20 protein-coding genes are annotated in these 26,446 nt (G+C 68.7%); 6 read left to right on the top strand and 14 right to left on the bottom strand.

Annotated elements, in window-relative coordinates:
* From ACFPMG_RS08855 to hflX, 4 genes are all read right to left on the bottom strand, one after another.
* On the bottom strand, positions 1–2,007 hold the full coding sequence (locus ACFPMG_RS08855; protein ID WP_376994798.1) for a hypothetical protein: 2,007 nt from the start codon (positions 2,005–2,007) through the stop codon (positions 1–3).
* Positions 2,008–2,300: 293 nt separating this feature from the next.
* Entirely contained in the window at positions 2,301–4,166 is a 1,866-nt protein-coding gene (ilvD, locus tag ACFPMG_RS08850) for a dihydroxy-acid dehydratase (RefSeq protein ID WP_376994797.1), read from the bottom strand.
* Positions 4,167–4,333: 167 nt separating this feature from the next.
* Entirely contained in the window at positions 4,334–4,768 is a 435-nt protein-coding gene (locus ACFPMG_RS08845; protein ID WP_376994796.1) for a DUF2934 domain-containing protein, read from the bottom strand.
* A gap of 124 nt (positions 4,769–4,892) precedes the next feature.
* A complete protein-coding gene (gene hflX, locus ACFPMG_RS08840) occupies positions 4,893–6,299 on the bottom strand; it encodes a GTPase HflX (protein WP_376994795.1) in 1,407 nt (468 codons plus the stop codon).
* Between the two features lie 147 nt (positions 6,300–6,446).
* On the opposite strand from hflX, the gene ACFPMG_RS08835 reads away from it, so the two are divergent.
* The 4 genes from ACFPMG_RS08835 (at position 6,447) to ACFPMG_RS08820 (ending at position 9,926) form a co-directional block, all read left to right on the top strand.
* Positions 6,447–8,093: a hypothetical protein gene (locus ACFPMG_RS08835; protein ID WP_376994794.1), complete on the top strand. Its 1,647-nt coding sequence runs from the start codon at positions 6,447–6,449 to the stop codon at positions 8,091–8,093.
* Positions 8,094–8,149: 56 nt separating this feature from the next.
* The gene (locus ACFPMG_RS08830; protein ID WP_376994793.1) at positions 8,150–8,884 is read left to right on the top strand and encodes a TetR family transcriptional regulator; all 735 of its coding nucleotides are present in this window, start codon (positions 8,150–8,152) and stop codon (positions 8,882–8,884) included.
* 137 nt (positions 8,885–9,021) lie between these two features.
* Complete coding sequence (locus ACFPMG_RS08825; protein WP_376994792.1) at positions 9,022–9,450, top strand: phasin family protein; 429 nt, start codon at positions 9,022–9,024, stop codon at positions 9,448–9,450.
* 140 nt (positions 9,451–9,590) lie between these two features.
* Positions 9,591–9,926, top strand: coding sequence for a tRNA-binding protein (locus ACFPMG_RS08820; protein WP_376994791.1), 336 nt, complete (start codon positions 9,591–9,593; stop codon positions 9,924–9,926).
* Between the two features lie 77 nt (positions 9,927–10,003).
* Here ACFPMG_RS08820 and rimO read toward each other — a convergent pair whose 3' ends face one another.
* Complete coding sequence (gene rimO, locus ACFPMG_RS08815; protein WP_376994790.1) at positions 10,004–11,368, bottom strand: 30S ribosomal protein S12 methylthiotransferase RimO; 1,365 nt, start codon at positions 11,366–11,368, stop codon at positions 10,004–10,006.
* A gap of 346 nt (positions 11,369–11,714) precedes the next feature.
* Between rimO and ACFPMG_RS08810 the strand changes: the two genes are divergently transcribed.
* Complete coding sequence (locus ACFPMG_RS08810; RefSeq protein WP_376994789.1) at positions 11,715–12,152, top strand: MarR family winged helix-turn-helix transcriptional regulator; 438 nt, start codon at positions 11,715–11,717, stop codon at positions 12,150–12,152.
* Positions 12,153–12,266: 114 nt separating this feature from the next.
* Here the strand turns inward: ACFPMG_RS08810 and ACFPMG_RS08805 are convergent, their stop codons facing one another.
* From ACFPMG_RS08805 to ACFPMG_RS08775, 7 genes are all read right to left on the bottom strand, one after another.
* A complete protein-coding gene (locus tag ACFPMG_RS08805) occupies positions 12,267–12,497 on the bottom strand; it encodes a formate dehydrogenase subunit delta (protein ID WP_376994788.1) in 231 nt (76 codons plus the stop codon).
* Between the two features lie 24 nt (positions 12,498–12,521).
* Positions 12,522–13,307: a formate dehydrogenase accessory sulfurtransferase FdhD gene (gene fdhD / locus ACFPMG_RS08800; RefSeq protein WP_376994787.1), complete on the bottom strand. Its 786-nt coding sequence runs from the start codon at positions 13,305–13,307 to the stop codon at positions 12,522–12,524.
* Positions 13,308–13,470: 163 nt separating this feature from the next.
* Positions 13,471–16,287: a formate dehydrogenase subunit alpha gene (fdhF, locus tag ACFPMG_RS08795; RefSeq protein ID WP_376994786.1), complete on the bottom strand. Its 2,817-nt coding sequence runs from the start codon at positions 16,285–16,287 to the stop codon at positions 13,471–13,473.
* 19 nt (positions 16,288–16,306) lie between these two features.
* Positions 16,307–17,872, bottom strand: a complete 1,566-nt coding sequence (locus ACFPMG_RS08790) for a formate dehydrogenase beta subunit (protein WP_376994785.1) — start codon at positions 17,870–17,872, stop codon at positions 16,307–16,309.
* Positions 17,869–18,357 (bottom strand): formate dehydrogenase subunit gamma, encoded by a 489-nt coding sequence (locus ACFPMG_RS08785; protein ID WP_014197167.1) that lies wholly within the window; start codon positions 18,355–18,357, stop codon positions 17,869–17,871. Before ACFPMG_RS08785 ends, ACFPMG_RS08790 begins: the two co-directional genes overlap by 4 nt.
* 156 nt (positions 18,358–18,513) lie before the next feature.
* Complete coding sequence (locus tag ACFPMG_RS08780; RefSeq protein ID WP_376994784.1) at positions 18,514–19,458, bottom strand: LysR family transcriptional regulator; 945 nt, start codon at positions 19,456–19,458, stop codon at positions 18,514–18,516.
* A 142-nt stretch (positions 19,459–19,600) separates the two neighbouring features.
* Entirely contained in the window at positions 19,601–20,854 is a 1,254-nt protein-coding gene (locus tag ACFPMG_RS08775) for a multidrug effflux MFS transporter (RefSeq protein WP_376994783.1), read from the bottom strand.
* A 284-nt stretch (positions 20,855–21,138) separates the two neighbouring features.
* Between ACFPMG_RS08775 and ACFPMG_RS08770 the strand changes: the two genes are divergently transcribed.
* Complete coding sequence (locus ACFPMG_RS08770; RefSeq protein WP_376994782.1) at positions 21,139–24,711, top strand: hybrid sensor histidine kinase/response regulator; 3,573 nt, start codon at positions 21,139–21,141, stop codon at positions 24,709–24,711.
* Between the two features lie 19 nt (positions 24,712–24,730).
* Here the strand turns inward: ACFPMG_RS08770 and ACFPMG_RS08765 are convergent, their stop codons facing one another.
* Positions 24,731–25,693: a DMT family transporter gene (locus tag ACFPMG_RS08765; RefSeq protein WP_376994781.1), complete on the bottom strand. Its 963-nt coding sequence runs from the start codon at positions 25,691–25,693 to the stop codon at positions 24,731–24,733.
* A 114-nt stretch (positions 25,694–25,807) separates the two neighbouring features.
* Positions 25,808–26,350, bottom strand: a complete 543-nt coding sequence (locus tag ACFPMG_RS08760; RefSeq protein ID WP_376994780.1) for a DUF2934 domain-containing protein — start codon at positions 26,348–26,350, stop codon at positions 25,808–25,810.
* Positions 26,351–26,446: the final 96 nt, after the last annotated feature.

The raw sequence follows: 26,446 nt of genomic DNA, 5'->3' as shown, positions 1-26,446 counted from the left end.
TCAGCCGGGCTTTGCGGTTTTGCGCAGTTCGGCGCATTGCGTCAGCAACGGCGCCATCGAGCGCTGTGCGGCGATGCGGGCGGCGACATCCGCGGACTGCCGGGCCGCGGCGAAGTCCCCCTGCGCGTACAGTCCCTGGGCCAGCGCGAGTCGCGCCCAAGCCTCATCACCCGCCTGACCGGCACTCGCGGCCTTTTCGGCAGCGTCGCGGGCGTTGCGGACGGTGTCCTCCGGTTGGCCGGAGAGCAGGGCGGCCTCGGCGATCCAGATGAGAATCTGCGGCTCGTGGCGCCGGATGCCGAGCATCCGGGCATGCTCCCGGCTGCCCAGCAGCAGGGATGCTCCGTCGTTGAGCGCTCCGGTGCGGACCAGGGCGTAGCCCAGCGCGCCGAGGACGAGAGGCTGGCAGGCGTGCAGGCGGATCGTCTCGGTGATGGCGACGGCCTGTTTCAACGGCTCGACCGCCATGGCGTAGCGCTCTCCGGTCAACGCGGCCCAGCCAAGATGCAGACAGGCCAGGGCGCGTGACGCGGCGTGGCCGCTGTGCTCCGCCTGGGCGAGCGCCGCACGGGCGAGCCGCAGCGCTTCCTCCGGCTCGCCCAGTTCCGCCCGGCAGCGCGCCCGGTGCGCGGCGATGCACACAGACGCCAACGCTGTCGGGCCGTGGAGGCGGCGCGCCTCCCCCTGGTGCGCCGGGTCGGCGGCCAAGTCGGCAGCCAAGTCGGCGGCGGCGCGTAGAACGGTGTTGGCGTGACGAAAGCGGCCCGCTTCGGTCAAGCCACGGCCCAGATTGATGAGCGTTTGAACCTGCTGCCTGGGGCTTTGAATGTGCCGCCAGATCCGCAAAGCCCGCAGGCCCGTCCGCCGGGCCTCCGACAGGTCGCCGCCGACCCAACGCAGGGTTGCCAGAATCGACAGGGCAAGCGCGGAACGCATTCCGTCGCCAAGGCCTTCGGCAAGCGCATGGGCTCTTTCCGCCGCCTTGATCGCGCTACCATCCGAATGGGGTCGGGTGCGGGCCAAGGCGGTCCATAGGTCGATCCGGCGTTGCGCGTTCCGCCGGGTCTCGGGCAAGCGGTCCAGCGCGGCCAGCGCGTCCATGTAGTGACGAGCGGCGTCGGCGGGTCGGCAGTCCGCCTCCGCCCGCTGTCCGGCGTGCCGCGCGCAGGCGCAGGCCAGGGCCCATTCCCCGGCCAATGGAGCGTGATGGGCCATCCACTCGATCCGTTGCGGTCGCCGGTCCCGGCGCAGCGCGTCCAACAAGACGGCGTGCCGCGCCGGATCATCCACATCCATGCCGGCTCCGCCGGCTGGTCCGCCGTTCGCTTCCGGCAGGGCCATGAGCCGTGCTGTGCCGGGGGGCATCCAGCCGCCGGGCCGCGCGCAAGACGCCGGAGAACCGATGGCCAGCAGACACAGCCGTGCGTCCTCGACGGTGTTGCTCAAAGCATTGAGCAGCGGCACCGTCAAGCCGCGCGCCCATTGGACGTTCTCCACCACGATCAGGACGGGACGCTCATAACACAGGTCCAGTATGGCGGCGGCCAGCCCCTCCACCTGGAATTCCGCCCTCTGCGCGCCGTCCAGCCCCAGCCAGAGCGATTGGAGCGACGGAAGGCCCAGGAGGCCGCGCACCGCCTCCCCAGCCAACTCACCGCCGCCGCGTTCGGCAGCCCGGGCGATGTCGCGACGGGCTTCGATCTCAGGGCCATCGGCCAAAGGCAGCAGGCTGAGGGCCACCGCTTCGAGATCGTCGGGTTCTCCCAGCGGCGGCAGAAGGGATTGCGGCCAGCGCAGGACGCTGAAGCCGGTGGTGACGGGGCTGTGGACGAGGGCGCCAATCAGGCGGCCGGCATCCTCCGCCGCCGCCGTCACGGCCAGGATGGAACCGATGCCTTCCTCGGCGCGGCGCAGGGCATCCGCGATGTCCGCCAGCGCATGACGGAGCGCGACACCCTTGGGTGTCGCGTCGACATCATCCCGGACGACGGACCGCGGCTGGACCATCGGTTTCCCCGTGGTGTTGATCTTCCGGAACGCGAATCCCGTTCCGGCATGCTGGAGCATGCGCAAGGACGATGACAGATTTCGCGATGGAAGGCCTGCGCTTCTTTTGGCTATGGGGTGGGAGGATAGGAGACATACTGCCGCATGGCTTTCTGTCACCCGTTACCCTCATAAAGAGAAACGGCACCGTGGATTGCCTCGGTGCCGTCCGTTGTTGTGGGTTGTGTTCACAACCTTGCCGAAGGTCTTAACCGGAAGGTTTGGGATCCTTCGGTTGCGCCTTCGGCGCCGTGTCAGCGCTTCACGGCGATGCCTTCGACCTGCGACACGTCACGGACCGCCCCGCGGTCGGCGCTGGTGGTCAGGGCGGCGTAGGCGCGCAGCGCCGGCGAGACGATGCGGTTGCGGTTGGCCGGCTTCCAGGCATCGGCGCCCTTGGCGTTCTCGGCGTCGCGGCGGCGCTGCAGCTCTTCGTCGGACACAGCGAGGTTGATCTTGCGGTTGGGGATGTCGATCTCGATCCGGTCACCGTTCTGGACGAGGCCGATGGCGCCGCCCTGCGCCGCTTCCGGCGAGGCGTGGCCGATCGACAGGCCCGACGTGCCGCCGGAGAATCGGCCGTCGGTGACCAGGGCGCAGGCCTTGCCAAGCCCCTTGGACTTCAGGTAGCTCGTCGGATAGAGCATCTCCTGCATGCCGGGGCCGCCGCGCGGGCCTTCGTAGCGGATGACCACCACCTCGCCCGCCTTGACGGTGTCGCCCAGGATGGCCTCGACCGCCGCGTCCTGGCTTTCGAAAACGCGGGCCGGGCCGGCGAAGACGAGGTTGGAGGCGTCGACGCCCGCCGTCTTCACGATGCAGCCCTTCTCGGCGATGTTGCCGAACAGCACGGCGAGGCCGCCGTCCTTGCTGAAGGCGCTCTCGACGGAGCGGATGACGCCCTTGTCGCGGTCGAGGTCCAGTTCCGGCCAGCGCTTCTCCTGGCTGAAGGCGATGGTCGTCGGGATGCCGCCGGGGGCGGCCTTGAACATGGTGTGGACGCCCTCGTCCTGGGTGCGCTTGACGTCCCAGCGGTCCAGCGCGTCGCCCAGGGTCTTGGCGTGGACGGTCGCGACGTCGCGGTTCAGCAGCCCGCCGCGGTCGAGTTCGCCGAGGATGCCGAAGATGCCGCCGGCCTTGTGCACGTCCTCGATGTGGACGTCGGACACCGCCGGGGCGACCTTGCAGACGTTGGGAACGCGGCGCGACAGCCGGTCGATGTCGGCCATGGTGAAGGGCACCTGGCCCTCCTGCGCGGCGGCCAGCAGGTGCAGCACCGTGTTGGTGGAGCCGCCCATGGCGATGTCGAGCGTCATGGCGTTTTCGAACGCCTCGAAGGTGGCGATGCCGCGGGGCAGGGCGGTGGCGTCCTCCTCCTGGTACCAGCGGCGGCACAGCTCCACCGCCATGCGGCCGGCGGCCAGGAACAGCTCCTTGCGGTCGGCGTGGGTCGCCAGGATGGTGCCGTTGCCGGGCAGCGAGAGGCCCAGCGCCTCGGTCAGGCAGTTCATCGAGTTGGCGGTGAACATGCCGGAGCAGGAGCCGCAGGTCGGGCAGGACCCGCGCTCCATGACCGCCGCCTCCTCGTCGGTCACCGTCGGGTCGGCGGCGGCGACCATCGCGTCGATCAGGTCCACGGCCTTGGTCTTGCCGCGCCAGTTGACCTTGCCGGCCTCCATCGGTCCGCCGGACACGAAGACCGCCGGAATGTTCAGCCGCATGGCGGCCATCAGCATGCCGGGGGTGATCTTGTCGCAGTTGGAGATGCAGACCAGCGCGTCGGCGCAGTGGGCGTTCACCATGTACTCGACGGCGTCGGCGATCAGCTCGCGCGAGGGCAGGCTGTAGAGCATGCCGTCGTGGCCCATGGCGATGCCGTCGTCCACGGCGATGGTGTTGAACTCCTTGGCGACGCCGCCGGCCTTCTCGATCTCGCGGGCGACGAGCTGGCCCAGATCCTTCAGGTGGACGTGCCCCGGCACGAACTGGGTGAAGGAGTTGGCGATCGCGATGATCGGCTTGCCGAAATCGCCGTCCTTCATGCCCGTCGCGCGCCACAGGCCGCGGGCGCCCGCCATGTTGCGGCCGTGCGTGGAAGTGCGGGAGCGATAATGCGGCATGTCTCTACCTCAGGGATCGAACATTGCGTGCGGATGCGCAGGGGCAGCAACACTAGCAATCCCGAAGGGCGGAAACCAGACCTCTCGTTCCCTTTTGGGCCCCATTTTCCGGCAGGCGGGGCATAGGAGCTTTGCGGAGAACGGGAAGGGGGGAGCGCCCCGCCCGGTCAGCCGCCCGACGCGTCCCGGCGCGACGCCTTGCCCGGCTTCCCGCTGGCCGCCCCGCCGCGGGAGATCTGGCCGCCCGTCTTGGTCGTGCCGGTCTGCTCCGTCCGTCCGGCGGCCACCGCCGACAGATTCTCCGCCGCCGCCCGCGTGCCGCTGCCGCGAGCGGCTTTGGGCGCCGGATTCGCCTTCGCGGAAGCCGGCTTCGCAGCCGTCATCTTGGGCGTCGCCTTGGAACGCCGTTTCGGCGGGGTATCCGGGGCGCTGCTTTCCGTCTCCTCGCTCTGCCGCTCGGCGCGGATCTCGTCGTCCACCTCGGCTTCAGCCTGGGCCCAATGCTCATCGTGCTGACCTTCGGGACGTCCCTCCCGCTCCCAGATGTCGTGGGCGCGGCGGCGCACGCGCTCGGCCCGATCCTGGCCCGGCTTTTCAGTCATGGGGCTGTCTCCTCCTGGTCATGGCGGGTCGGGGTCACGGACCGGCCTGCCCGTCACAACGCAGGAGAGCGGCAGTGGTTTCAAACCATCCGAAACAGAAGGCCGAATAGCGGGAGATGCCCCGTCAGCGGCTCTCCTGTCCGACGAAGCGGCTTTCGAAGCGGGCGGCGTCGGCGGGGGCCAGTGCCACATGAACATGCGCCTGCCCGTCCTCGTCCCGCCGGTCCAGCACCTGCCCATGCTCGTAGAGCCACGCCAGGGCGCGTCCGTCCGACAGGTTGACGCTCAGCTCCAGCACCTGCCGCTCGGCCGATACGCGCCGATCCAGCAATTCCAGCAGGTCGTCCAGCCCCTCCCCGGTCAGGGCGGACACGGCGACAGCGCGTTCCTCTCCCTCCATCATCCGCTGGTTGGCGAGGCGCATGTGGAGCGCGCCGCGGGCCGTCGCCGGCATCTGGTCGGTCTTGTTCAGGACCTCCACCACCCGCGGGTCGTTGGCGGCGTCGATCCCGAGGTCGGCCAGCACCGAATCCACGTCCGCCTTCTGCGCCGCCGTGTCGGGGTGCGAGACGTCGCGGACATGCAGGATCAAATCGGCAGCCTGCACCTCCTCCAGAGTGGCTCGGAAGGCGGCGACGAGCTGGGTCGGCAACTCCGACACGAAGCCCACCGTGTCCGACAGGGCCATGGTCTTGCCGGAGGAGAGCGCGATCCGGCGCACCGTGGGGTCGAGCGTGGCGAACAGCATGTCCTCGGCGGTGACGCCGGCGCCGGACAGCCGGTTGAACAGCGTCGATTTGCCGGCGTTGGTGTAGCCGACCAACGCCACCAGCGGCGTGCCGCCGCGCTGCCGGGCGGAGCGGTGCAACTTGCGGGTCCGCCGCACCTCCTCCAGGTCCGACTTCAGGCGCGAGATTCGCTCGGCGATCAGGCGGCGGTCGAGTTCGAGCTGGCTTTCGCCGGGGCCGCCCAGGAAGCCGAAGCCGCCGCGCTGCCGCTCCAGGTGGGTCCAGGACCGCACCAGCCGCGAGCGCTGGTAGGTCAGGGCCGCCAGCTCGACCTGCAATTGGCCCTCGCGGGTGTGGGCGCGTTCCCCGAAGATTTCCAGGATCAGGCCGGTGCGGTCGATCACCTTGGCCATGCAGCGGCGTTCCAGGTTGCGCTGCTGCACCGGGCTCAAAGGATGGTCGATCACCACCAGATCGGCGTGGAAGGCCTCCACCATGCCGCCGATCCGCTCGGCGGTGCCGCGCCCGAACAACGTGGCGGGGTCGGGACGGGCGATGCGGATCACTTCGGCGTGCGGCACCTCCAGGCGGATGGCCTGGGCGAGCGCGATCGCTTCGGATAGCCGCGCGTCGGGCTGGCGCGCCGGACCGTTTCCATCGTCGGGGCGGGTGGGCAGGACCGGCAGGATGACCAGGGCGCGGCCGGAGGATGGGGGCCTCGTCCCGTCAGGGTCCTGGCCGGGGGCGCCTTGGGAGACGGGGGCGGTGGAACGGGGTGACGGACGGTCGTCGGAATCAGGCATCGGGCTGGCACCGTTCCTTACAGGCAGTGGGATTGAGCGATCAGGAGTTGCAGGTCCGCAAAAAACAGCCTGCCGCCGCCGCGGTTCCAAAACCGTCCGGAATCGTGCACAAACCGCTGGCGTGTAACCTCCGGACATACTCCGATCATGCCATCCCTGGACCGCGGCGCCGCCTCCCCCCATACGGTCATGCCCGATCGCTCCGCCGGGATGCCCGGCGCCGGCCTGCTGGCCCGCTGGCCCTGGTGGGGGCTGTGCGCGGCGCTTGCGGTGATGATGGTGCTGTCGGCCCTGGCGATCGGCTTCCGCACCCCCTACTGGTCGCACGCCGATCAGGATCTGGTGCTGGCCTATCATGGGCTGCTGTTCAACGAGGGGCTTCCCCAGGAGTATTTCGACCATCCCGGCTACACTTACTTTCTGGTGATCGAGGTCTGGTACCGGCTGCTGCACGCGCTGGGGCTGATGCCGGTCGTCTCCCTGTCCGGCCTGCCGCCCGCCGCCGACGACACCGCCTACAATGCGGCCTGGCAGAATCTGGTCGAGGCCGGGCGGGCGCTGTCCATCCTCGTCACCACCGGTTTCGCGCTGGTCTACGCCAACCTCGTCCGCACGCTGGTCGGCGACCGCCGGGTAGCCTTCCTGGCCGCCGTGGTGATGGCGTTCGGCATCGGCCTGTCCACCCAGGCGCGGCAGATGCGCACCGACCTGCTGTCGGCCTCCTTCGTGGTGACGGCGCTTCTTCTGGTGCTGGTCACCATCCGCACCGCACCGGGATGGCGGCCTCTGCTGCTTCTCGGGCTGGCCGGGCTGCTGGCCGGGCTGGCGGTGGTGACGAAGATCCAGGCGATCTTCCTGGCGCTCGGCATTCCGGTCATTGCGCTGGCCTTCGGGCGGCGCTTCACCGGGGAGGGCGGTCCCCACTGGATCGCCGCCGCGATTCTGGGGCTGGCCGCCGCCGCGGCGGCGCTGCCCGCGGTGGCCCTGATCCAGCACGGCATCGCCAGCGCCGGGCAGTCGCTCTACCCCTACCGCCCGGTCGGCGGCGGGCTGTCGGGGGTCTATCAGGGGATCATCGTCGGATGGGTCGTTCTCGGCATGGCCGTCTACGCGGCGGTGTGGCGGGTGCGCCTGTCCTACGCGGTGGCGGCCATCGCGGCGGTCGCGCTCGGGCTGGCGCTGGGTGTGCTCGCCCTGACGATCCGCCCGCATGAGCAGAACGTCATCGCCGTCGCCAACCTGATCGAGCACATGTTCGTCTTCACCACCTGGAAGCATCAGGCTGCGCTCCAGGGGCAGGAGCAGGTGCTGTCCGACGGGCTGGTGACGTTGCTGGCTAAGGGGCTGTGGCGCACGCTGGCGATCCGCACGATCGTCCTCCACCCCGACAACATCCCGCAGACCGTCGTGGTGGAGTGGTTCATCATCGGTGGCTGCATCGTTCTGTGGCGCCGGGGGGAGCGGGTGGCTGCGGCGCAGGCGGCGCTTCTGCTGCTGGTCGCCTGGGGTTTAGAGACGCTGTTCTCCCTGCGCGGCTTCCAGCGGGCCTATGCCGCCTACACCGACCCGCTGACGGGGCTGGCCGCGGCCTGGGTGCTGCTGCGCCTGCCCGGCCTGCTGGAGCGCGCCCGGACGCGCCGCTGGCTTGTCGGCATGGTGGCGCTGGTGGTGGTGGTCGCCCAGGTCTGGCCGGCCATCGAGGCGATCCGGCTGCCCAACCCCGCTGGCCAGTGCGGCTGGATTCCCACCTATATGAAACGCGTCGAGCCCTTCCCCTTCTGCCGCCCCGGTTGAGGTGCGGCGCGGGCGTCCCACATCATGGGGACAGGCTGACCACGAGGTTCGACCCCATGGACGACACCGCCGACACCCCCTGGAAAACCGATCCTGACGCCCCCGACGCTGCGAAGAACGCCGCGGGGAAAGGAGGCGCCGACGCGCTGGACCAGCGGGTGGCCGCGGCGGCGATGCGGCTCGCCGCCGGGCAGGGCTGGCGCAATATCGGGCTGCTGGCGATCGCGCGGGCGGCGGGGGTGCCGCCCGATGTCTTCTACCGCCGCTTTCCCGACCGCTCCGACGTGCTGGCCGCCGTGTCGCGGGTCGCCGACACCACGGTCCTCGCCGACGATGCCCCGGTCGGTCCGGACGAGAGCGCCCGCGACCGGCTGTTCGACGTGATGATGCGCCGCTACGACGCGCTGCTCCCCTACCGGGACGGGTTGCGCTCGGTCGTTCGCGACCTGCGGCGGGAGCCGCTGACCGCGCTGGCCTTCTCCCGCCATTTCGGACGGTCGATGGCTTGGATGCTGCGCGCCGCCGGGGTGGAAGCCGACCGGACCGGCGGCGCCCTTCTGGTGGCCGGTCTGGGCGCGGTGCAGGCACGGGTCATGCGCGTCTTCCTCGAGGACGACAGCGCCGACCTGTCGCGGACCATGGCGGCGCTCGATTCCGAACTGCGGCGGGCGGAACGCTGGGCTGGGGCATTAAGCCGCAGATCTGGGCGAGCCTCTTCCTCCGAATCGCAAACGGCGCCGCAGGGCGCCGGGGAACCGGCCAGGGAACCAGGAAGCGCGTCCACCGGTTGAGGTTCCGTGGGACGCAGTGTAACCCCTGGTGCGACGCACAAGGGCGTTGACTATCTTTTTGGCAATCTGCATAGTCGCGCCACAGGTTTGCTGCGCCGCAGCACGCCTAATGAATCCTTTCGTCGGGGGTGAGAACCATGGCCAAGCAGACCGGTAACCCGTTCCTCGAATTCGATCTGTCCAAGGTGCTGGGCGAGTACAAGGTGCCCGGCCTCGACGTCGAGTCCATCCTGGCGAGCCAGCGCAAGAACATCGAGGCGGTGACCGCCGCCAACCAGCTGGCGATCGAAGGTCTGCAGGCCGTGCTCCGCCGCCAGGCCGAGATCGTCCGCTCCTCCGTCGAGGAGGCCGGCAGCTACGTGAACCAGGTCGCCGCCGCCGGCACGCCGGAAGAGAAGGCCGCCAAGCAGGCCGAGCTGGTCAAGGTCGCCTTCGAGAAGGCCCTGTCGAACATCAAGGAACTGGCCGAGCTGGTCGCCAAGTCCAACACCGAGGCCGCCGACGTGCTGTCCAAGCGCGTGTCGGAGAGCCTGGACGAGGTCAAGGCCGCCATCGCCAAGAAGTAAGCACCTCTCCCGCCGGAGAGTGCCGCAAAGGGCCGCCCACCGGGGCGGCCCTTTCGCGTTTCAGCTTCGGCGCCGCCGATGCTAGCCTTGCCCGCGACGAATGAAACCGTAACAACCGCAACAGGGCAGGGACGAGACCCGTGACCATCAATTACGACGATTTCCTGAAGGTGGACATCCGCGTCGGCACCATCACCGCGGCGGAGCCCTTTCCGGAGGCGCGCAAGCCCGCCTACAAGCTGACCATCGATTTCGGGCCGGAGATCGGGACCCGGCGCAGTTCCGCCCAGATCACGCGCCACTACACGCTCGACGAGCTGGTAGGCCGGCAGGTGTTGGGCGTGGTGAACTTCCCGCCCAAGCGCATCGGCCCCTTCACCAGCGAGGTTCTTTGCCTGGGTCTCCCGGATGCCGAGGGCGAAGTGGTGCTGGTCGGGCCGGGGCAGGGCGTGCCGAACGGCGGGCGGCTGTACTGAGTGTGCTCCTGAATCTGCGGACAGCAAAAGGGCCGGGAGGCGTCGCCGTCCCGGCCCTTTTGCTTTTGGCGAAACCCTTACTCGGCGCGTTCGATGGAGCCCCAGAGATCGTACTCGTCGGCGTGCTCGATGGTCACGTCCACGATGTCGCCCGGCTTCACATTCGTCTCGCCGTTCAGGAAGACGTTGCCGTCGATTTCCGGCGCGTCGGCGTAGGAACGGCCGATGGCTCCCTCCTCGTCGACCTCGTCGATGAGGACGCCCAGCGTGAAGCCGACCTTCTGCTGGAGCCGCTCCGCGCTGATCGCCTTCTGGGTCTCCATGAAGCGCTCCCAGCGCTCCTGCTTGACCTCTTCCGGAACGGCGCCGGGCAGGTCATTGGCGGTGGCGCCGTCGACCGGCTCGTACTTGAAGCAGCCGACGCGGTCGAGCTGCGCCTCCTTCAGCCAGTCCAGCATGAACTGGAAATCCTCCTCCGTCTCGCCGGGGAAGCCGGTGATGAAGGTGGAGCGCAGCACCAGATGCGGGCATTCCTGCCGCCACTTCCGGATGCGGTCGAGCTGCTTCTCCTGGGCCGCCGGGCGGCGCATCGCCTTCAGCACGGTGGGGGAGGCGTGCTGGAACGGGATGTCCAGATAGGGGAGGATGCGGCCCTCCGCCATCAGCGGGATCACCTCGTCCACATGCGGGTAGGGGTAGACGTAGTGCAGGCGCACCCAGACGTCGAAGTTCGCCAGCTCGCGACAGAGGTCGATGAAGCGGGCTTTCACCTTGCGCCCGTACCAGTCCTCTTCCGCGTATTTGCGGTCGATGCCGTAGGCGCTGGTGTCCTGGGAGATAACCAGCAGCTCCTTGACGCCGGCGGTCGCCAGCTTCTCCGCCTCGCGCAGGACCGAGACGACCGGACGGCTGACCAGATCGCCGCGCAGGGACGGGATGATGCAGAAGCTGCAGCGGTTGTTGCAGCCCTCGGAAATCTTCAGATAGGCGTAGTGGCGCGGGGTCAGCCGCAGCCCTTCCGGCGGCACCAGATCGGTGAAGGGGTCGTGGACCGGCGGCACGGCGTCATGCACGGCGTTGACCACCTGCTCGTACTGGTGGGGGCCGGTGACGGCCAGCACGTCCGGATGGACCTGCCGGATCATGTCCGATTCCACGCCCATGCAGCCGGTCACGATGACCCGGCCGTTTTCCTTGATCGCTTCGCCGATGGCCTCCAGCGATTCCTTCTTGGCGGAATCGAGGAAGCCGCAGGTGTTGACCAGCACGACGTCGGCGCCGTCGTAGGACGGCGAGATGTCGTAGCCTTCGGCACGCAGGCGCGTGAGGATGCGCTCGGAGTCGACGAGCGCTTTGGGGCAGCCCAGGCTGACGATCCCCACCTTGGGGGAGGAGGCCGGGTTGGTCTTGAAACCGGGAATGGACGGGGGGGTGCTGGTCATGGCGCGCATATATAGGCGAGTCGCGGCGCAACGCCAGACAAAACGCGCGGCGCAGACCCGACACGAGGGGGTAGGTGCCCTGCGTTGTCTCCGCACCGGTCCGGAGGTCCGGATGGCGCCACAGGGGGGTGCGACACCTTGTGCTGGATGGGCTTCAAGGTCAATGTTTCGTTTACTGACCCGATGCCGTAGTGTGCGCCCCGTCGTCGGGGGTGGGGGAGTCGTGGACTTGCCTACTGGGGTATGTTAGTTTTGTAACCATATAGTCTCTGCATCGTACAGACTCGCGGACGGCGTCTCGCTGCGCTCCGGGTCAAATTTAGACAACTGTCGAGACCCCGCTGCCATGTCGAAAAGCCCCCAGTCCCTGGCATCGGCGCAGGCGATCGCCGAGGTCATGATGCACATCGGTCACATCGCCGACAGCATGGGCTATACGCAGGGTTTGAAGCCGTCGCAGTGGACGGCGCTGCGCTATTTCGCGCGGGCCAATGACAGCCAGCGGACGGTGTCCGCCTTCGCCGACTTCCACGCGACGACCCGCGGCGCGGCGTCCCAAATGGTCGAGGTTTTGGTGACGAAGGAGTTGCTGACGCGCGTCCCGGTGCCGGAGGACCGCCGCGTCGTGCAGCTTCATCCCACGGATAAGGCGTTGGCCCTTCTCGAATACGACCCGTTGAAGGATTTCGCCGCGGTCATCGCGGCCCTGCCGGGGCCGGAGCAGTTCCAACTGGCGGATCTGCTGACGCGCGTGCTCAAGGGGTTGCTGAGCCAGCGGGCCTGAACAGGAGAGGTGCTGTTGCCCCCTCCCTAACCCTCCCCCGCTTCGCAGGGGAGGGGACTTTTTTCTCCCTCCCCTGCGAAAGCGGGGGAGGGCCGGGGTGGGGGCTACGCGTTCCTACGCGCTTCCCACGGTCGGCCCCTTCAGCCGCTCGACCGCCTGGGTGACGATCTCATGCAGGCCTTCGCCGCCCGCGCTGCTGTGGTCCAGCAGGCGCTGGCGCATGCGCGGCTCCCAGAAGGCGCGGATGTGGCCGGCGGTCTCGGCCACCGCCTCGTCCTGCGGGTAGGACTGGAAATAACCGGCGATCTGGTTCGCCATGCGGACGATTTCGCGTGTTGTGTCCATGGGTCGGCTCCCGGAAATGGCGTTTTAACGGAACAGCATGACGCCGTTGCCGCGGGCGCGGGCGGCCAGCGTCATGCCGGCGGCGCGGGCGAGCTTCAGCGCCAGCGCCGTGGGGGCGGAAATGGTGGCGAGCATGGGGATGCCGATGGTCGCGGCCTTCTGGACCAGCTCGAAGCTGCACCGGCTGCTCATCACCGCGAAACCGCCGGACGGGTCAATCCCCACACGGGCCAGCGCGCCGGCCAGCTTGTCGAGCGCGTTGTGGCGACCAACATCCTCGCGCGCCGTCACGATGCGCCCGTCCGGCCCGGCCCAGGCCGCGGCGTGCAGGGACTTGTTGGCGCGGTTCATCGGCTGGTGGTCAGGCAGGGCGGCAAAGGCGGCGGCCACCGCCGCCACCGACGGGGTGAAGCCCGCCATCACCCGCGGCGGCTCGCGCACCGCGTTGGCGAGGCTGTCGATCCCGCACAGGCCGCAGCCGCTCCGCCCTTCCATGGAACGGCGGCGGAGCGAACCGCGCAGAAGACGCAACGGGTCGGCTTCGATGGACAGGACGATGCCGTCCTCCACCGGGCGGACGTCGATGCGGTCGATGTCGGCGGCGCTGCCGACGATTTCCTCGCACAGGCTGAAGCCCAGCGCGAAGTCCTCCAGATCGGCCGGCGTCGCCATCATCACGGCGTGGGAGCGTCCGTTGTATTCGAATGCCACCGGAGTCTCCTCGGCGACCAGCCACGTCACGTCAGCCTGATTGGCCGCTTCCGGAAAGCCGGTGCCGCTGGCCGGCAGGGAATGGGCGAGTGACTGCATCGTTGGTCTCCTGTTTTCCCTCTCCCGCCCCGGGAGAGGGAAGGGGCCTGCGCGCAGCGCGGGAAGGGTGAGGGTGCTGACAAGTGTCATCCACTGATCTCTGGACGACCCTCACCCGGCCGCTTCGCGTTCACCCTCTCCCGGGACGGGAGAGGGGTTCGGATTACTCCGCCGCCACTTCCACCAGATCGCCGCGGCGGATCTGCCAATCGGACGGGTGGTTGCTCAGCGTCACCTGCACCGCGGTCACCTTGTATTCGGGGCAGTTGGTGGCCCAATCCGAGTTCTCGGTGGTGACCACGTTGGCCCCCGTAACCGGGTGGTGGAAGGTGGTGTAGACCACCCCCTGCGGCATCCGGTCGGAGATGCGCGCCCGCAGTGTGGTGGCGCCGATGCGGCTGGCGATGGACACCAGATCGCCGTCGCGGATGCCCCGCTCCTCGGCGTCGTGGGCGTGGACCTCCAGGATGTCCTCCGGGTGCCACGCCACGTTGGCGGTGCGACGGGTCTGGGCGCCGACGTTGTAGTGGCTGAGGATGCGCCCCGTCGTCAGGATCAGCGGGTAGAAGCGCGAGGCGCGCTCCTCCGTCGGCACATACTCGGTGATCATGAAGCGGCCCTGGCCGCGGACGAAGCCGTCGGCGTGCATGATCGGCGTGCCGACCGAGTCCTCGTCGGTGCAGGGCCACTGCACGCTGCCCACCCGGTCCAGCTTCGCGAAGCTGACGCCGGAGAAGGTCGGGGTCAGGCGGGCGATCTCGTCCATGATCTGCGCGCCGCTGCGGTAGAACATGGGATAGCCCATGGCGGTGGCCAGATCGCAGACGACCTCCCATTCCTGCTTGCCGGTCTTGGACGGCATCACCGGGCGGACGCGGTTGATCCGGCGCTCGGCGTTGGTGAAGGTGCCGTCCTTCTCCAGGAAGGAGGTGCCGGGCAGGAAGACATGGGCGAAGGCCGCGGTCTCGTTCAGGAACAGGTCCTGCACCACGACGATCTCCATGGCCCGCAGGGCGGCGAACACATGCTGGGTGTTCGGATCGGATTGGGCGATGTCCTCGCCCTGGACGAACAGGCCCATGAAGGTGCCGTCCACCGCGGAGTCGAACATGTTGGGGATGCGCAGGCCCGGCTCGGGGTCGAGAGCGGCGTTCCACACCTCCTCGAACTGCTGGCGGACCACGTCGTCGGAAACGTGGCGGTAGCCGGTCAGCTCGTGCGGGAAGGAGCCCATGTCGCAGGAGCCCTGGACGTTGTTCTGACCGCGCAGCGGGTTCACGCCGACGCCGTCACGCCCGATGTTGCCGGTCGCCATGGCGAGGTTCGCCATGCCCATCACCGCGGTCGAGCCCTGGCTGTGCTCGGTCACGCCCAGGCCGTAATAGATCGCCGCGTTGCCGCCGGTGGCGTAGAGCCGGGCCGCCGCGCGCATCTCGGCCGCCGGGATGCCGGTGTACTGCTCGGTGTTCTCCGGGGAGTGGCGCGGATCGCGGACGAAGGCCTCCCAACGGGCGAACTCCATCGGGTCGCACCGGTCGGCCACGAAGTTGCGGTCGACCAGATCCTCGGTCACGATCACATGGGCCAGCGCGTTCATCGCGGCGACGTTGGTGCCGGGACGGAGCTGGAGGTGGTGCGTGGCCGAGACGTGCGGGCTGCGCACGAGGTCGATGCGGCGCGGGTCGATGACGATCAGCTTGGCGCCCTGGCGCAGCCGCTTCTTCATGCGAGAGCCGAAGACCGGATGGCCGTCCGTCGGGTTGGCGCCGATGACCAGGATCACGTCGGACTTGTCGACGCTCTTGAAGTCCTGGGTGCCGGCGGAGGTGCCGAAGGTCTGCTTCAGGCCGTAGCCGGTCGGGGAGTGGCAGACGCGGGCGCAGGTGTCGACGTTGTTGTTGCCGAAGGCGGCGCGGATCATCTTCTGGACGACATACACCTCCTCGTTCGTGCAACGGGACGAGGTGATGCCGCCGATGGAACCGCGGCCGTACTTCTGCTGGACCGCGCGCAGGCGGGTGGCGGCGTAGGTGATCGCCTCCTCCCAGGACACGACGCGCCACGGATCGTCGATGCTCTCGCGGATCATCGGCTGCGTCTGGCGGTCGGCGTGGGTGGCGTAGCCCCAGGCGAAGCGGCCCTTGACGCAGGAATGGCCCTCGTTGGCGCCGCCGTCCTTGTGGGGGACCATGCGGACCACGGTGGTGCCCTTCATCTCCGCCTTGAAGGAGCAGCCGACGCCGCAATAGGCGCAGGTGGTGATGACGCTGTGCTCGGGCTGGCCCAGCTCGATCAGCGACTTCTCGGTCAGGGTCGCGGTCGGGCAGGCCTGGACGCAGGCGCCGCAGGACACGCACTCGCTGTCCATGAACTGTTCGAGCGCGCCCGGCGACACCTTGCTGTCGAAGCCGCGCCCGTCGATGGTCAGGGCGAAGGTACCCTGGACCTCGCCGCAGGCCCGCACGCACCGCGAGCAGACGATGCACTTGGACGGGTCGAAGGTGAAGTAGGGGTTGCTCTCGTCCTTCACGGCGGCGCGGTGGTTCTCACCCTCGTAGCCGTAGCGGACGTTGCGCAGGCCGACCGCGCCGGCCATGTCCTGGAGCTCGCAATTGCCGTTGGTCGGGCAGGTCAGGCAGTCCAGCGGGTGGTCGGAGATGTACAGCTCCATCACGCCGCGGCGCAGCCGGCCCAGACGCTCATTCTGGGTGTGCACCTTCATGCCCGGGGCGACCGGCGTGGTGCAGGAGGCCGGCGTGCCGCGCCGCCCCTCGATCTCCACCATGCACAGGCGGCAGGAGCCATAGGCGTCCAGCATGTCGGTGGCGCAGAGCTTCGGTACGGTGATGCCGGCTTCCATCGCCGCGCGCATCACCGAGGTGCCTTCCGGCACGGTCACCGTGCGGCCGTCGATGTCCAGCGTCACCATGGTGGCGGACTCGCGGGCCGGGGTGCCGTAATCGATGTCTTGGATGGACATGGGGTCTGGTCCTTTCCGCTCACTCGGCCGCGACAGCCGCGGGGCTGCGGGTGAAATCCTCGGGGAAGTGCTTCAGGGCGCTGCGGACCGGGATGGGCGTCATGCCACCCATGGCGCAGAGCGAGCCGTCGGTCATGACCTCGCACAGGTCGTTGAGCAGCGTGATGTTCGCCTGCACCTTCTCGCCGGCGATGATGCGGTCCATCACCTCGACGCCGCGCACCGCGCCGATGCGGCAGGGGGTACACTTGCCGCAGGATTCGGCGGCGCAGAACTCCATGGCGAAACGGGCCTGTTTGGCCATGTCCACGCTGTCGTCGAAGACGACGATGCCGCCGTGGCCGACCATCGCCTCGACCGCCGCGAAGGCCTCGTAATCCTTCGGCAGGTCGAACAGCGAGGGCGGCAGATAGGCGCCGAGCGGGCCGCCGGCCTGCACCGCGCGGATCGGACGACCGGTGATGGTGCCGCCGCCGAACTCGTACAACAACTCGTGCAGGGTGACGCCGAAGGCCTTCTCGACGATGCCGCCGTGCTTGATGTTGCCGGCGAGTTGGAAGGCCAGCGTGCCGCGCGAGCGGCCGACGCCGAAGTCGCGGTAGTGGTTGGCGCCCTTGTCCAGGATGATCGGGACGGAGGTCAGCGACAGCACGTTGTTGACGACGGTCGGCTTGCCGAACAGACCCTCCAGCGCCGGCAGCGGCGGCTTGGCCCGGACGGTGCCGCGCTTGCCCTCCAGGCTTTCCAGCATGGAGGTCTCCTCGCCGCAGATGTAGGCGCCGGCGCCGACGCGGACGTCGAGGTGGAAGCGGTGGCCGGTGCCGTGGATCTCGTCGCCCAGCCACTTCTCGTCATAGGCCAGCCGGATCGCCTCGCGCATCGTCGCGACGGCGTGCGGATACTCGGACCGGATGTAGATGTAGCCCTCGGTGGCGCCCACCGCGATGGCGGCGATGGTCATGCCCTCGATCAGGCAGAAGGGGTCGCCTTCCATGATCATGCGGTCGGCGAAGGTGCCGCTGTCGCCCTCGTCGGCGTTGCAGCAGATGTATTTCTGGTCCGCCTTGGCGTTCAGCACCGTGTTCCACTTGATGCCGGTCGGGAAGCCGGCGCCGCCGCGGCCGCGCAGGCCGGAGTCGGTGACCTCGGTGACGATCTCCGCCGGGGTCATGGCGAGCGCCCGCTCCAGCCCGCGGAAGCCGCCGTGCAGCCGGTAATCCTCGACCGACAGCGGGTCGATGATGCCGCAGCGGGCGAAGGTCAGCCGCTCCTGCTTGGCGAAAAAGGGGATCTTCTCGGTCAGGCCGTGGGCCAGGGCGTGGTCGGCGCCCTCCAGGAAGCCGGCGTCGAACAGGCCGGCCACATCCTCGGCCATCACCGGGCCGTAGGCGACGCGGCCCTCGGGAGTCTCCACCTCGACCAGCGTCTCCAGCCACAGCATGCCGCGGGAGCCGTTGCGGACGATGCGGAGCGGGATGCCGCGCCGGGTGGCCTCGGCGCGGATGGCGGCGGCGGTCTCGTCGGCGCCCACCGACAGGGCGGCGGCGTCGCGCGGCACGTAGACCGTGTGCAGGGGCTCGCTCATCGCGCGGCCTCCGTGGCCAGGGTGGAGGCGGTGATGGCGTCGAAGCGGGCCGGGCTGACCCGGCCGTGCAGCGTCTCGTCCACCATCACGGCGGGGGCCAGGGCGCAGTTGCCCAGGCAGAAGACCGGCTCCAGGGAGAAGGCGTCGTCGGCGGTGGTCTCGTGGAAGTCCACCTTCAGGCGGCGGCGGATGTGCTCGATCAGCCCGTCGGCGTTCATCGACTGGCAGGCCTCGGCCCGGCAGACCTTGATGGTGTGGCGGCCGGGACGGCTGCGGCGGAATTCGTGGTAGAAGGACACCACCCCGTGCACGTCGGCGCGCGACAGGTTCAGCTCACGCGCCAGCAGTGGGATGGCTTCCTCGTCGATGCAGCCGAACTCTTCCTGAAGAGCGTGCAGCATCGGCAGCAGGGCCCCGCGCAGGTGACGGTTGGCGGCAATCACCGCCGTGGCGCGGTCTTCGCTCCATGGAGATCGGGCGTTCATGGTCTCCTCCCCCGCGCCCACCTGGATCGGCGGCGCTTCGTTGGTGTCTTGTCCGTCAGCGTTACGGACATTGGGGGAGGCACGCAAATTTGATTTTCTGATGCGGTGATAGGGTTTCGCTATCACCACACGGGCGTCACGGTTATGTCTTTGAGATCATAGCCCTTTTGGCAGACCCCAGGGGGCCAGCGCCTCGTCGGTCAAAGCGCGGACACGCTCGGCGAGGCCCGGTTCCGCCGCCACGGCGGCCAGCGCCTTGGCGAGCGGGGCCGGTGGTTCGCGGTCGGCGTAGACGAGTCCCACGGCGTAGGTGAGGTCCGGTTCGGTCAGCGGCAGGGCCACCAGATCGGGGTGGAGCGCGACCAGGGTGAGGAGCTGGCTGGGCACCACGCTGGCCGCCAGACCGCTGCGCACGATGGTGTAGATGGTGACGATGGAGTTCGTCTCCATCAGCGGAACCACCGTCCGGTCGGCCATGCGGAAGGCGGTGTCGGCGATGCGCCGGTTCTGCATGTCCGGGGTGAGCAGGCACAGCGGCAGCTTCGCCGCGTCCGCCCAGCGGATGCTGGCGGCGCCCTCCCGGACCTGGCGGCGTTGGGCCAGCAGGAAGTAGCGCTCCGAAAAGAGCGGGACGGTGCGCACATTGCTCAGCGGTTCGTTGTCGAGATAGGTGACGGCGGCGTCCAGCTCGAACCCGTCGAGGTCGCGCTGGATGTCCCGCGAACTGAGCGAGCGCACGCTGGAGCGGATCTGCGGGTATCGCTCGGCGAAGCGGGCCAGTACATGGGGGACGGCGGGCAGGGCGGTCGGGATGGCGCCGATCCGCAGATGGCCAGACAGGCCCTGGCCCAGCGCCGTCAGCTCCTGATAGAGCCCGTCCCGCTCCGCGACGATGCGGCGGGCGTATTCCAGCACCTTCAGCCCCTCCGGCGTGAAGCCGGAGAATTTCTGCCCGCGCTCGACGATGGGCACGCGCAGTTCGTCCTCGAGCTGGCGGATGGCGTTGGACAGCGTCGGCTGGGAGACGTGGCAGGCCTCCGCCGCCCGGCCGAAATGCTGCTCGCGCGCCAGGGCCAGCAGATAGACGAATTTGCGGAACACAGTCCCCTCCCGCGCGTGATGGGCCGGTGCCCGCTCAGCGCCCCACATGGGCGCCGCGCACGTTATGCCGAATCGGACACACCGGCCGCAAGGATGGCGGCAAGGATAGAGACGTTTCGCCCCCGATGACCGCCGTGCGCCTTCAGTCCCCCGGCTGCGGCGCGGCGGCGGCGTGGGTGGAGCGCATCAGCGTCCCGCGCTCCGTCAGCAGCACGGTCAGCAGCGCCAGCACGCCCAGCACGGTGAAGCCGATGGTCAGCGGGCGCACGGTGCCGTCGAAGGACTGGCCGACGATCCAGCCGACCATCGCCGCCATGCCGGTGCTGAAGAAGCCGACGAAGGACGATCCCATGCCCGCCACGTGGCCCAGCGGTTCCATGGCCATGGCGTTGAAGTTCGGGGCGATCAGGCCGAAGCAGAAGAAGATCGCCGCCATGAACAGGCCGAGGCCGAGCAGCGGCGGATGCTCCGGAAAGCCGAGCAGCGCCATGGCGACGCCGGTCAGCGTGTAGCCGAGCAGGGCGACGTGCGACACCCGGTGCATGCCGACCCGCCCGACCAGCCGCGCGTTGACCAGCGAGGCGAGCGCCATCACCCCGGCGATCGCGCCGAAGGCCACCGGAAACATCGCCCCCAGCCCGTAGACGTCCACGAAAATCTGCTGGGCGCTGCCGACGTAGCTGAGCAGTCCGCCGAACAGCAGGCCCATCGCCGCGGTGTAGCCGACCGTCGCGCGCGTCGTCATCACCTTGTGGAAGGCATGGCCGAGCGCCGCGGGGGACAGCGGCATCCGATCCTCCGCCGCACGGGTTTCCGCCAACCGCAGCATCGACCAGGCGAAAGCGGCGACGCCCGCCAGGAAGAGCGCGCCGAACACCCATGGCCATGCGCCGAGATGCAGGATTCCCTCGCCCAGGGCCGGAGCGATGATCGGCACGATGATGAAGATCATCATCACGAAGGACATCACCCGCGCCATGTCGCGCCCGACGAAGCGGTCGCGCACGATGGCGATGGCGACGACGCGCGGGGCGGCGGCGCCAAAGCCCTGAAGCGCGCGGGCGGCGAGCAGCGTGGTGAAGCTGGGGGCGAAGACCGCGCCCAGCGACCCGATGGCGAAGATCACCAGCCCGGCAGCCAGGACCGGCTTGCGCCCGAACCGGTCGGACAGCGGCCCGTGGAAGGGCTGCCCGACGGCGAAACCCAGCATGTAGGCGGTGATGACGAGCTGCCGGTCGTTCTCACGCACCACCCCGAACGAACCGGCAATGTCCGGCAAGGCAACGAGCATGATGTCGATGGACAACGCCGTCAGCGCCATCAAAAGGGCCATGAGCGCGACGAACTCGCCGAAGCGGATGTCGCCGCTCCGGCCGGCGGAAGCGGAGTGGGGCATGGACTGAGGCATTGGACCAATGTGCAGCCATGCCGTCTCCGCGGCAAATCGAATTCCCGCAAGCCCGCCATCGATATTTGGACATCGACAATTCAAGGCTGTGCGGGGTTGCGGGCCGTTGCGCCGCACACGACCACCTTTTGTAGCACATCCAACTTTCATTTGAGTATTTCAAGAATTTCACGTTGTTGTTTCTGAAAATAGTGATAGACGGGCGGATTTTGTGGGAGTCGCCTGAGTGCCTGTCTATAGTGGGCGGCACCAACAGTCCGTGAAAATCGGGTATGCGCTTTCGTCTCCCCTTTGTGGCCCTGCTGGCGCTTCTTCCGCTCGTTGCCTTTGCGGTGGCCTCGGTCATGCTGGTCGACCGTCAACAGGAGCGGTCGGCAGAGGAACTGGTCCGGCACGCCACCGACGCGGCGGTGCGGACGGTGGACGGGCGCGTCCTTATGACGCGCAGCGCGCTTGAAATCATGTCCTCGGCCCGCTCGCTGGACATCGGCGACCGCGCCGTCTGGAGGGAGCGGTCGGATCGTGCGCTGAGGCAGCGGTCGGATTGGGTCGCTCTGGAGGTGCGCGACCGCCAGGGTGTGGTCACCCTGCTCCACCGGCCGCAGGAGCCGGAAGCCGGCGGAATCGATCCTGCGGCCCGGGCCGCCCAGGCGGACCGGGTGTTCCGGTCGGGAGAGGTCTGGGTCAGCGGGGTCATCAGCGACCCCTCCGGTAAGGTGGAGCCGGTCTTCGCGGTCAGCGTGCCGGTTTGGGGGGTGGGCGAGGTGCGGCTGGTCCTCACCGCCTATGTGCGCGCCTGGTCCCTTCGCCAGGTCCTGGTCGATCAGGTGGTGACGCCGAGCTGGGTCGGCGCGATTCTCGACCGTGATGGACGGATCGTAGCCCGGACGAGGTCCGAAACGGCCTTCGATCCGGCGGTCGGACAGCCGGCACCCGACTCCCTGGTCCAGGCGCTGAAGAGCGGCGAGGAATTCTTCCTGTCCCGCACCCGGAGAGGAGAGGAAATGCTGTCGGCGAAGGCCGGCTCCGTCGCCGCGTCCGGTTGGCTCCTGGCATTCGGCACTCCGGCCGAGCCGATCCAGGCGATGGCACGGCGCACGATCTACACGGTCGCCGGTGGCGGGTTGGGTGCGCTGGCGGTGGCTGCGCTGGTCGCTTGGGTTCTCGCCCGTTCCCACGACCGGCGGGAGGCGGCGGAACGGCGCGCCCGGGTGGCCGAGGCCGCGGCGGAGGCCGACCGGCGGTCCCACGCCATTCTGGAGAGCACGACCGACGGTGTCTTCGAACTCGACCGGTCCTGGCGCATCGTCTACATGAACGGGCGCGCGCGCGGCCTGATGGGCGGCAGCAGCGACCTGACCGGCCAGCGGCTGTGGGAAGCCTTCCCTGACGCCATGGGGACGGTGCTCTGGGACCGCCTTCAAACAGCCATGAGGGACCGTCACCCCGACGAGTTCGAAGCCTATTTCGCGCCGCTCGGCGTCTGGCTCTACCTGCGGGTTTTTCCGTCGTCCGTCGGGCTGGCCATCTATTTTCAGGACATCAGCAAGCGCCTTCTCGCCGAACGGGCGCTGGAACGCGCGGTGGAGCAGGCGAACCAGATCCTGGAGAGCATCGGCGACGCCTTCTACGCGATCGATCGCGAATGGCGGATCACCTATGTGAACAAGCGCGCCCAGGAGATGTTCGACCGCCCGCGCGAGGACCTCGTCGGCCGCTGCCTGCTGGACCTGTTCCCCGAGGTCGCCGGCAACACCATCATCCGCACCTTCGAGGCCGCCATGGCCGACCAGCAGCCGCGGGAGTTCGAGGCGCTGTCCGGCATCTTCCAGCGCTGGACGATGTTCAACGTCTATCCGCAGGCGGGCGGCGGCCTGTCCATCTATTTTCGCGACGTGTCCGCCCACCGCGCGGCGGAGGCGGCCCTGCGGGCCAGCGAGCACCGCTACCGCACGCTCCTGGAGGCGTTGCCCCAGATGGTCTGGACCTGCCGGGCGGATGGCGGCTGCGACTTCCTCAGCCGGCAATGGCTGTCCTACACCGGCCAGACGATGGAGGAGGGACGGGGGAATGGCTGGTCTGCGGTCATTCATCCCGATGACAGGGAGCGGATGTTCGCCGTCTGGATGCAGGCGGTCGCGCAGCGGACGATCTACGACACGGAGGCGCGCATCCGCAGCGTCGACGGAACCTACCGCTGGTTCAAGCAGCGCGCACTGCCGATCATCGATCCGGAAACCGGGGAGGAGCGCTGGTTTGGCACCTCCACCGACATCACCGACATGTTCGAGGCGCGCACCGCGATGCAGGCGGCGAAGGAGGAGGCGGAGCAGGTCGGGTTGCGCTTCCGCACGCTGGCGGACTCCATCCCGCAGCTCGCCTGGATGGCCCGTCCGGACGGGCGGATCTTCTGGTACAACCAGCGCTGGTGCGACTATACGGGCGTCGAGAGCGCGGACTCCGCGACCGGCCCGCTGTGGGACGGCATCCTTCCCGCCGACCATGCCGAGCGCGTCACGGCCAGTCTCCAGCGGTCTTTCCGGACGGAGGAACCGTGGGAGGACACCTTCCCCATGGCCGGACGGGACGGCGCTTTTCGCTGGTTCCTGTCGCGGGCGCTGCCGGTGCGCGACTCCGACGGTGCCGTCGTGCTGTGGTTCGGCACCAACACCGACGTGACCGACCGGCTGGAGGCCGAGGACGCCCTGCGCCGCGCCAAGGAGGAGGCGGAGCGGGCAGCCCTGTCGAAGTCCAAGTTCCTTGCCTCCGCCAGCCACGACCTGCGCCAGCCGATGCAGTCGCTGTTCCTGTTCTCAGGCGCGCTGCACGGCCATGTGGTGGGCGAGAAGGGGATGAAGGCGCTGCGTCTCCTGGAAAGCGGGCTGGATGCGCTGAAGGGATTGTTGGACAGCCTGCTCGACGTGTCGCGCCTGGACGCAGGGGTGGTCAAGCCGACGCTTGAGGACTTCCCGGTGGCGTTGCTGCTCGACCACATCGCGGCGGGCTACGCCCCGGTGGCCCGCGGCAAGGGGCTCGACTGGACGATGGAGGGGTGTCCGCAGAACATCCGCTCCGACCGTGTGCTGCTGGGCCGGATGATCCGCAACCTCGTGGAGAACGCCATCCGCTACACGGAGCGGGGCAACATCGTCATCACCTGCGCGGTGATCGGCGGACGGATGCGGATCACCGTTGCCGATACCGGAATCGGCATTTCGGGCGAGCATCTGCCCCGCATCTTCGAGGAGTTCCATCAGGTCGGCAACCCGGAGCGCGACCGCAGCCAGGGGCTCGGGCTGGGCCTCGCCATCGTGCAGCGCATCGGGCAGCTGCTGGAGCATCCGGTGACCGTCCGCTCGACACCCGGCGCCGGGTCGGTCTTCACCATTGAGGTGCCGTTGGGCGAAACGCCGAAACCCGTGGAAGCCGTGTCCGCGGCGCCTGGCCCGGTGGTGGCGGACGCCGGGGAGGAGCGGCTGGCGATGGTCATCGACGACGATGCCATCGTGCTGCTGGGCCTTCAGGCGATCCTGCGCGAATGGGGGTACGAGGTTCTGATCGCCGGTTCGGGGGAGCAGGCGGTGGACAAGCTGCGGTCGGTCAGCCGCAAGCCCGACATCATCATCGCCGACTACCGGCTGCGCGAGGGCAAGGTCGGCACGGACGCCATCCTCGACATCCGCCGGCTGTTCGACGCCGAGATTCCGGCGATCGTCGTGACCGGAGAGACCGGACCGGAATGCCAGCGCGACGCCGTGCGCCACGGCTTCGGTCTGATGCACAAGCCGGTAACCCCGCGCCAACTCGCCGGGGCGATGGAACGCTCCCTGCAGCCGGCGGAGTGAGGCCGGCTGGCTCCGGAGATCAGTCGCCGCCGCCGCCCATCGCGGGGGGGCTGGGGGGAAGGCGGCGGCGGGTCTCGCGGTGCAGGATGTAAAGGCCGCTCACCGCCACCACCGCGGCTCCCGACACCATGTGCAGGGTCGGCATCTCGTTCCACAGCAGCCAGCCGAACAGCACGGCCCACAGCAGCGCGGCGTAGTTGAAGGGCGCCACCACGGCCGCAGGGGCCAGCGAATAGGCCCGCGTCAGGAAAAGCTGGGCGCCGCCGCCCAGCACGCCGGTGGCCGACAGCAGGGCGAAATCGGTCAGGCTGCGCGGGGTGACCCACACGAAGGGCATGACCAGCGCCAGGATCAGGGTGGTGATCGCCGTGAAGTAGAAGACGATCGTGTTGGCGCGCTCGGTCTTGCTGAGCTGGCGGATCGCCACCATGGCGAAGGACTGGCAGAAGGCGGCGCCGAGCGCGACCAAGGCGCCCAGATGGGTCAGCATCTCGCCCGACGGCTGGACCATGATGAGAACGCCGACGAAGCCGACCAGCACCGCGCTCCACCGGTAAATGCCGACCTTCTCGCCGAGCAGCGGCACCGACAGGGCGGTGAGGAACAGCGGGGCCGAGAAGTTCAGCGCCACCGCGTCGCCCAGCGGCAGCAGATTGAAGGACCAGAAGGTCAGCGACATCGCGGTCAGTCCGACGACCGAGCGCCAGACATGGCCCATCGGCCGTTCGGTGCGCAGGTTGTTGATCCACCCGCCCTGCAGCGAGATGACCACCGCCACGGGGATCAGCGCCATGGCGTTGCGGAAGAAGGTCACCTCGATGACGGGGTACGTCTCCGAGAGCAGCTTCACCAGCACGTTCATCACGGAGAACAGCAGCACCGATCCCAGCATCATCACGATGCCGAGCGGTATGTTCTCCACACGGATGTGGCGGGGCGTCGCGGGACGGGCGGGGGCGGGGGAGAGGGGGGGCGCAGTCACGCCCGAATGCTATCAAGCGCAACCACCCGCGTCACGTTGCCGCGACACGGGTGGTCATGTCCTGACGGAATGGCCGGATTGCGGCGTCATGCCGATCCGGCCGTCGTGTGTTCGTCAGCGGTTCTTCAGCAGGTCGGCGATCTCGGCCTCGGCCAGCAGCCAGTGGTCCATCTCGCGCCCGTTCGGACGGCCCTCGCGCTCCCAGATCTCGTAGGCGCGCTCCTGCACCATGCGGTTCTTCTGGCCGTGCAGCAGGCCCTCCGCGATGTGCATGTTGATGCGCGACAGCGACACCAGCTTGCTCGCTTCGATGGAGCCCTTTGTCGCTTCCATGGTGGTGACGGTGACGTACTGCGCGAGGTTGCGCAGGTTCGCCTTGACCTCGGAGTCCAGAGTGTTCTCTTCGTTCTGGAGCACCGTCTTGATGGCGACCCAAAGGCGAAGATTGTGGTCCAGCGCGTGGCTCGCCTTCTCCGGCGTGTCGGCCTCGACCAGCAGACTGGCGGCGTGCAGCAGCGCGACCGCGTCCTGCTCGATGGCCGCGAAATTGGTGTTCAGGACGATCTCCGCCCCGGTGTCGGTGGCGAGCGCCTCGGCCGCTTCAAGCGACGGAGCGGCTTCGACGGTCTTTGCGGTGGCGGTCTTGCGCTTGGCCATGATCGAATCCCCGGCGTTGGTCCCCGAGGTCAATAGAACCAGCCGTCATTAACAAGTGGTTAAGGCGAGTATTGCCAACCCCTTTGCGCAGCCTCC

This window comes from Azospirillum himalayense (assembly GCF_042657465.1).
In the GTDB taxonomy this organism is placed as follows: domain Bacteria; phylum Pseudomonadota; class Alphaproteobacteria; order Azospirillales; family Azospirillaceae; genus Azospirillum; species Azospirillum himalayense.
This window is presented reverse-complemented; position numbering and strand designations above follow the sequence as displayed.